Genomic DNA, 7,434 nt, shown 5'->3' on the forward strand with positions numbered 1-7,434 from the left:
GCCTCGTCTGTGGCATTGATGGCGGCATGCCGCTCGCCCATCTCCGGTTCATCGATATCCAGTCCACGACTGCCATTGCCGATGATCAGTTGCTCGCCGACACTGATGGTCTTGCCGTAATGAACCCCGGAAACGCCACGCAGCACAACTCGGGAGACCTCGGCCGAAACGTTGCCCTTGGTCGCGTCGGACGGAATTCGCCGGTCAATGGCATCATCGCTGTCGGGCTTGAGTGTGACTGCGACATCATCAAGATTGACCACGTCGCCGAGTCTGAGCAACGCTTTTTCGACGATCGGCCTTGCATTGACGTGAGTGCGTGCCTCGGTATCCAGAACCTCGAGGATGACACCGCGCTTGTCGATGACCAATCTCGCATGCCACGGCTTGACGCCACTGGATTCCAGCCGAATCGCATTGTCCTGCGCCGATCCAATGCCGGTTACGCCGCAATCGACGAGCACATCCGCATGTTCCCCATTGGAAAAGCTTAGTCGCATCAGTGCAGGAATGATGAAGGTGACCGCACTTTAGCAGGATGAGGCAAAGCTGACACCTGCCTGAATCCGGGAGGTACCCGCGGACTCCGGATTGGCGATTCGCGCGCGAGAGAGAACGGAACCCGGACGGGATCGTCGTGCATGCCGGTGGCGGCGCTTTCGTGAGTAACCACGCCAGACTGCGAAACCGGCAGGAGGAAGGTTTCTACCCTTGCTGCTACTGGTGCATCATAGCGGCTGTCGCACAACGCGCACGTGTTGGCGGAACCGGAGAAAATGCATGGCGCAAATCGATATTCGCCGCAAACATCACCTTTCGAACAGCGAAGCACGCAAGGCCGTCAACAAGCTGGCCAAGTCCATCGCCAAGGAATTTGATCTCGATTGCGGCTGGGAAGGCAACACGATGAACTTCTCACGCAGTGGCGTTGATGGGCACATCGCCCTGGAAAAAGGCGAGGTTCACGTCTTCGCCAATCTGGGATTTGTCATGGGCATGATGAAACCGATGATTGAAAGCGAGATCAATCGTCACCTCGATGAGCAGATAGTCTGATGCTGGTTATCAAGACCGCGCGCAAACCGTTGACCAAAGCTCGCCGTCCGCAGATCGGCCTGGCCGTCGCCGGCGGCGGTCCGATTGGCGGGATTTTCGAGATCGGTGCAGTTCGCGCTCTCGAGGATGCCATCGAAGGCCTCGACATGAACGCACTCGATGTTTATGTCGGCATCAGCTCGGGAGCCTATGTTGCCGCGAGTCTGGCCAACCGCCTGACCACGGCGGAAATGTGCCGAATCTTCATCAGCGGTGATTCCGATCAGTTGAGCTTTCGCCCGGAAAATTTCGTTCGGCCCGCCATTTACGAGTACCTGCGGCGATTGTCCGGAGCCCCGCGCCTGTTGTTGAGCGGCCTTGCCGAATTTGCCCGCCATCCCTTCAATCTGCGTGTCTCCGACAGCCTGCTCAAGCTGGGCAGCTTGCTGCCGACCGGGTTGTTCGACAACGAAGCCATCGAGCGCTTTCTCCGCGAGGCCTTCACCGCACACGGTCGCAGCAATGATTTTCGCGAGCTCGAACGCAAGCTCGTTGTCGTAGCGGTAGAGCTCGACAGTGGCCAAGCCGTGCGCTTTGGTACCGAGGGCTACGACGATGTGCCCATTTCACGAGCCATCGAAGCCAGCTCGGCCCTGCCCGGCCTGTATCCGCCGGTGGCCATCAACGGCAAGTATTTTGTCGATGGGGCACTCCGTCACACCGTTCACGCGTCAGTCGCGATGGAGGCGGGTGCCGACCTGGTTATTGCAATCAATCCGCTGGTACCGATCAATACCACGCACGCCAGCGCACTCGACAAGAACTCGCCCGCCAGCCTGATCGAGGGCGGTTTGCCGACCGTCCTGTCACAGATGTTCCGCACTTTGCTGCAGTCGCGGATGCAGGCCAGCATTCCAAAATACGAAAGCAAGTACAGCGGATCCGACCTGCTTTTGATCGAGCCGGAAAACGACGACTCCGACATGTTCTTCACCAATGTCTTCAGCTTCACCCATCGCGAGCGACTTGCCGAACATGCCTATCAATCAACGCTGAACGATTTGCGCGTTCATCGACGCAAGCTTTCACCGATTCTGAAGCGGCACGGACTGAAGCTCCGCGCACACGTGCTGGACGACTCTGGACGCACCCTGCTTGGCAGTATCACGAGCAAACCACCGCGACGTTCGCAGGCGACATCACGCCTGCATCGTGCACTTGATGAACTCGACCTGGCGATCGAACGTGGGCGACCGGCCAAGGCAAAGCGCAAGACGCCTGCCCGAGCCTCCGACCGGGCCAAACGAGAGACCTCCCCACCAGCGCGCTCCTGATCCGACAACCTTTTCTGGCAACGCGGCTCCGATGGCGTTCGCAATCGTGGATTACTTGCTCTAGCAAGCAGGTTTATCATGCGCCACCGACCGGGCATCCCGTGCCCAGCCCCTTGAAGGAATTTGCAATGTCCAAATCGAAACCGAAGCTGAAGTCCAAAGCCGCACCTGCCGCCAGCAAAGCGCCGGCGCGCGCCGGTGGAAAAACGATTGTCGAATCCGCCCAGCACATCTGGTTGGCCGGCCTTGGCGCATTTGGCAAGGCTCAGGATGAAGGCACTCGCCTGTTTGAAGCGCTGGTCCGCGAAGGTGTCTCTCTCGAACAGAAGACCCGCAAGCTGACTGCTGGCAAGGCTGACGTCGCACGAGGCGCCGTTGAAGCGGCCGTTGGTCAGGTCAAGGAGCGCAGCCAGGAGACCTGGGACAAACTTGAAAAGGTCTTCGAGAATCGAGTCGCACGTGCACTCGACCAACTCGGCGTCCCCGGCAGCAAGGAGCTCAAGTCACTGACCGCACGTGTTGAAGAGCTTTCCAAGGAAGTACACAAACTCAACGCCAAGCCGGTCGCCCGGAGCGCAGCAAAGCCCGCGACCAAATCAGCCGCCCGCACGGCACCTGCCAAGAGTGGCGCGACACGTTCGGTGAAGCGGATCAAGGACGAGCTGGCCGACGTGGCACGCGAGCTTGAATCCGCACAGATCAAGCAAGTCCGTGAAAAATCCGGAAAGGCCAAGGCCAGCAAGCCTGCTGCAAAGAAATCGGTAGCGAAGAAGGCACCGGCAAAAAAGGCCGCGGCGAAAAAGAAAGCGGCCAAGTAAGCTGCACCATCGAAAAAAACCCTCGCCATTTGCTGGCGAGGGTTTTTTTGTTCGTATTACCAGTGCACACCACGCATGAGGGCGGCGAAGGCCACTTGTTCCGATGACGGACCTTGTTGCATTTCCTGACGCACGCCCTTGATGCCCTTGGCTGCAGACGAGTCGGGGAACAGGCGGAAAGCCGTATTCATGACGATTTCGTAGGCGCGCGGCGAAACTGAATAGAACAACTGGGCAAAGATGCCGGTGCGCGTGGCGACACGAACCGGCCGCTCGATGATCGCCCCGACAACCAGATCGGCCGCTTCTTCCGGGCTCAGGGTCGGTACTGAATCGTACATCTTGGTCGGCGCAATCATCGGCGTCTTGACCAGCGGCATGTTGATCGTGGTGAAGTTGATGCCCTGGTCGGAGAATTCAGCCTGGGCACAACGCGAGAACGCATCCAGTGCGGCTTTCGACGATACATACGCCGAGAACCGCGGTGCATTGGTGAGCACACCGATCGAGGAGATATTGATGATGTGACCGCGATGGCGCTCGGTCATCTTCGGCAGAAAGCCCATGATCAAACGCAGCGATCCGAAGTAGTTGAGCTGCATGGTGCGCTCGAAATCGTGGAAACGATCGTAGCTCGATGCGATCGCGCGACGGATTGATCGGCCGGCATTGTTGATCAGGATATCGGCACCGCCGTGCTCACTCATGACCTGTTTGACGAAACTGTCACACGAGGCCAGATCGGCAAGATCAACCTTGTAGGTGTGGCAGCTTCCACCAGCGCTCTCGATTTCGATCTTCGCGGCGGCAAGTTCATCCTCGCCACGTGCACAGATGATCACCTTGGCCCCTGCGGCTGCGACCTTGAGCGCCACCGCCTTGCCGATGCCGGAAGAGCCGCCAGTGATAACGACAACCTTGCGCCGGACCTTGCCCGACAGTGAGTGATCGACGAACAAGGCTGGATCGAGATGACGCTCCCAGTAGTCCCAAAGCCGCCAGGCATAGGTTTGCAGTTTCGGCAGCTTGATTTTCGATCCACGCAAGGCACGATCGGCTTCGCGCGTATCAAAGCGTGTCGGATAATTGATAAAACGCATGATCTCGGCCGGAATGCCGAAGTCGCGCATGAACGCGCCCAGCATGCGGCGAACGGGCGGCAGGTTCGACAGCGCCTGACGAATCGCGCTCGGAATGAAGGCAAACAAGCGCGCATCGATACGCATGCTCATCTTCGGCGCATGACCCGCATGCGCAAAGATGTTCAAAACCTCTCCGATACGTCGCGGCGCAGGATCGGTCAGGTGAAAACAATGGCCATCGAGCTTGGGCACATGGGCAATGTGATCCATGGTCGCCGCCACCCAGTCGACCGGCACCAGATTCAGACGACCGCCCTCAAGCCCCACCGTCGGCATCCACGGCGGCAGCATCTGGCGCAGCTTCTTGATCAGACTGAAGAAGTAGTACGGACCATCAATCTTGTCCATTTCACCGGTTTTTGAATTGCCGATGACGATACCGGGCCGGTAAATGCGGAAGGGTCGCTTGCACTCCTTGCGCACAATGCCTTCGGATTCGTGTTTGGTGCGGAAATACACATTGTCGATACCTTCCGCTTCCTCGAACATGTCCTCGCGGAAGACTCCTGGATAAAGTCCGGCGGCGGCGATCGAACTGGTGTGATGGAAACATCCCGCCTTGAGAGCCTCAGCCAGTTGCACGGCATGACGGGTGCCGTCGATATTTGCTGAAACCTGACTGGCCTCGTCGGCCGAAAGATCGTAGAGCGCGGCCAGATGAAAGAAGTGGGTAATCTTTCCGCTCATGCCCTTGATCCTGGCCGGGGTCACGCCGAGACGAGGTTTGGCGAGATCGCCAGTGACGGCAATGAGTCGATCCTTGCCGGCGTCCAATCGCTCGGAAAGCTCTTCGAAGCGGCCCATCGACTCCTTGCGCACCAGACAATAGATCTTGCCCTTTCGCAGCAACAACTTCTCAAGCAAGTGACGACCGATGAAGCCGGTTGCGCCGGTCACGAAATATGTCATTTCCCACTCCATTCCAGGTTGAAAGAGTCGTAGCGAACCCACAAAGTCAGACAATCACGGACGCCACCGTATGGACAGCATAATCGTCCCTACGAATCGTTGCCACGTGCGTTGCGCCGTCGCCCTGGATCGCGTTGACCGCCTGATACGTGCATGATAGAAAGTTCCAGCGCAGGGGGCGCGTCCAATCAGGCTGAAAACCATGTCAAAGCTTCAAACCAGCTTCGAAAAAGCTGCAGAAGACATCAAGAAGCTGGACGAACGTCCGGACAATGACACGCTGTTGAAGTTGTACGCACTCTACAAGCAGGGTGCCGATGGCGATGTTTCCGGCCCGAAACCCGGCTTCTTTGATTTTGTCGGCACTGCCAAGTACGAGGCCTGGGCCAAGCTTCAGGGCACCGACAAGGATGAAGCCATGCAGAAGTACGTTGATCTGGTCGCCAAGCTCCGCGCCTGACCACCGCGCCACTTCGCACGGAAATTCCGATGGCGCGACAAACCCGCGAACTCATACTTGAAACCGCCCTGGTCATGTTCAACACCCAGGGCGAGCCGAACGTCACGACCAATCACATTGCCGACGAACTCGGCATCAGCCCGGGCAATCTGTACTACCACTATCGAAACAAGGACGACATCATCGGTCACCTGTTCGCACGTTACGAACAGCGCATTGATGAAGCCCTGGTTACTCCCGATGATCGCCTGCCCAACCTCGAAGATGTCTGGCTGCAATTGCATCAGATCTTCGAATGCATGTGGGACTATCGCTTTGTCTACCGCGATCTGGTCGATATCCTCTCGCGCAATCGCAAGTTGCGCATGCACTTCTCGAGGATTCTCAAGCGCGCTTCGGGCAATGCCGCCAGCATCATGCGCGGCCTTGCCGCAGCCGAAATCTTTCGCGCCAGTGCCGATGAAATCAACGCAACCGCAGAGAACATCGTCCTCGTCGCCACTTTCTGGCTCAACTTCGACGCCGTGCGTCATGGCAAGAACGAATCGGGACAGATGGATGTCGGCCGCGGCATCCACCAGGTCATGATGCTGATTGCACCGTTCCTGCGTGATTCCGAGCGCTTACACCTGAATACGCTGGCCAGCGCTTATTTGCGCTGACCGCTAGTCGGGCCTCTCAGAGGAAAACCTGATTGGCGCAAAAGTTAAGCTGGGTATTGATCTTTACGCCGCTTCGCGGCGCGGCATCCTGCGCTTTTTCACTCGCCTCCGGGCGAGCGAGTGTCTTTCTCTTGCGTGGCCAAGAGAAAGGCACCCCGCGATCGCGCCCTACGCACAATCCCTGTGCTTCGGGTGCGCGAGGCCGCTCCGGGGTTCGCTGACAGTCCATTGGACTGACATCGAACTGGCCCACATCGTGTGGGCCATCCTTCGGACAATTTCGGCAACTGCTCCTGCGTTGCCCTACCTCCTGCATCCATGCAGTCGCCTCCACAGCCTCGCCGCGATCGAGGGGCCCCGTTAAGCGGGCATCGTGCGCGCCAAAGCGAACAGCAAAGCCAAAGCCAAAGCCAAAAGCGCGAGCTTGCGGGAATCCGATTTTGCTTGGCTGCGCAGGATGCGCAGTAACCGGGCCCCCTATGCAGCGGCAACGTGACGCAGGGATTGCCCGCAGGGTGGGCGCAATGGATTGCGCCCAGTTCGACGCCAGTCCATGGATGGACTGTCGGCGAACCCCGGAGTCGCGTTGCGTAGTCGGAGGGCAGGATGCCCGTAGACCGCTGTATCGGGGTGCTCTTTCTTTTGGTTACTTTTCTTTGAGCAAGCAAAGAAAAGTGACTCGCTCGCCGGGAGGCGAGTGAAACCCCGGCAGGGATGCCGCGCCGCGAAGCGGCGTAAACATCAAGGAGCCCGGACTCGCTCTCGACACAGCCGAGCCCATCATGAGCGTGCCAAAGCTCCGGGATGGCGCGCTTGCTTCTGCCGCAGCAGAAAATCCGCTACCAGGTTCCGGTTTCGCGAAACGGCTTGCGATTCCAGCGTTCGACGCCACAATCCCACCATGCAGGATGAACTCCCCTTCGACGGCAAAGCCTTTGTCGCCAATCTGAGCAGTGCGCCCGGTGTCTACCGCATGCTCGGTGCGGCGGGCGACCTGCTTTACGTTGGCAAGGCCGGAAATCTGAAAAAGCGCGTCGGCAGCTATTTCCTCAAGCCGGCCCTGCAACCGCGCAT

The 7,434-nt window shown here is 58.5% G+C and carries 8 protein-coding genes; 6 read left to right on the top strand and 2 right to left on the bottom strand.

Going from position 1 to position 7,434, the window contains the following annotated elements; all coding sequences use genetic code 11:
* Positions 1–500, bottom strand: a 500-nt coding sequence (locus VFN25_RS11715) for an FHA domain-containing protein (protein WP_325142099.1), incomplete at its 3' end; no start/stop codon positions are given.
* 280 nt (positions 501–780) lie between these two features.
* On the opposite strand from VFN25_RS11715, the gene VFN25_RS11720 reads away from it, so the two are divergent.
* The 3 genes from VFN25_RS11720 to VFN25_RS11730 all read left to right on the top strand — a co-directional run bounded on the left by VFN25_RS11720 (position 781) and on the right by VFN25_RS11730 (position 3,187).
* Positions 781–1,056 (top strand): polyhydroxyalkanoic acid system family protein, encoded by a 276-nt coding sequence (locus tag VFN25_RS11720; protein WP_325142101.1) that lies wholly within the window; start codon positions 781–783, stop codon positions 1,054–1,056.
* On the top strand, positions 1,056–2,369 hold the full coding sequence (locus VFN25_RS11725; protein ID WP_325142103.1) for a patatin-like phospholipase family protein: 1,314 nt from the start codon (positions 1,056–1,058) through the stop codon (positions 2,367–2,369). The genes VFN25_RS11720 and VFN25_RS11725 overlap by 1 nt, the downstream gene beginning before the upstream one ends.
* Before the next feature lie 128 nt (positions 2,370–2,497).
* Positions 2,498–3,187, top strand: coding sequence for a phasin family protein (locus VFN25_RS11730; RefSeq protein ID WP_325142105.1), 690 nt, complete (start codon positions 2,498–2,500; stop codon positions 3,185–3,187).
* Positions 3,188–3,243: 56 nt separating this feature from the next.
* Here the strand turns inward: VFN25_RS11730 and VFN25_RS11735 are convergent, their stop codons facing one another.
* Positions 3,244–5,238: an SDR family oxidoreductase gene (locus VFN25_RS11735; protein WP_325142106.1), complete on the bottom strand. Its 1,995-nt coding sequence runs from the start codon at positions 5,236–5,238 to the stop codon at positions 3,244–3,246.
* A gap of 202 nt (positions 5,239–5,440) precedes the next feature.
* Between VFN25_RS11735 and VFN25_RS11740 the strand changes: the two genes are divergently transcribed.
* The 3 genes from VFN25_RS11740 to VFN25_RS11750 all read left to right on the top strand — a co-directional run.
* Complete coding sequence (locus tag VFN25_RS11740) at positions 5,441–5,698, top strand: acyl-CoA-binding protein (protein ID WP_325142108.1); 258 nt, start codon at positions 5,441–5,443, stop codon at positions 5,696–5,698.
* Positions 5,699–5,727: 29 nt separating this feature from the next.
* Positions 5,728–6,360, top strand: coding sequence for a TetR/AcrR family transcriptional regulator (locus tag VFN25_RS11745; protein ID WP_325142110.1), 633 nt, complete (start codon positions 5,728–5,730; stop codon positions 6,358–6,360).
* Positions 6,361–7,261: 901 nt separating this feature from the next.
* Positions 7,262–7,434, top strand: a 173-nt coding sequence (locus VFN25_RS11750; protein ID WP_325142112.1) for a GIY-YIG nuclease family protein, incomplete at its 3' end; no start/stop codon positions are given.

This window comes from Dokdonella sp., assembly GCF_035703485.1.
GTDB lineage: Bacteria > Pseudomonadota > Gammaproteobacteria > Xanthomonadales > Rhodanobacteraceae > Dokdonella.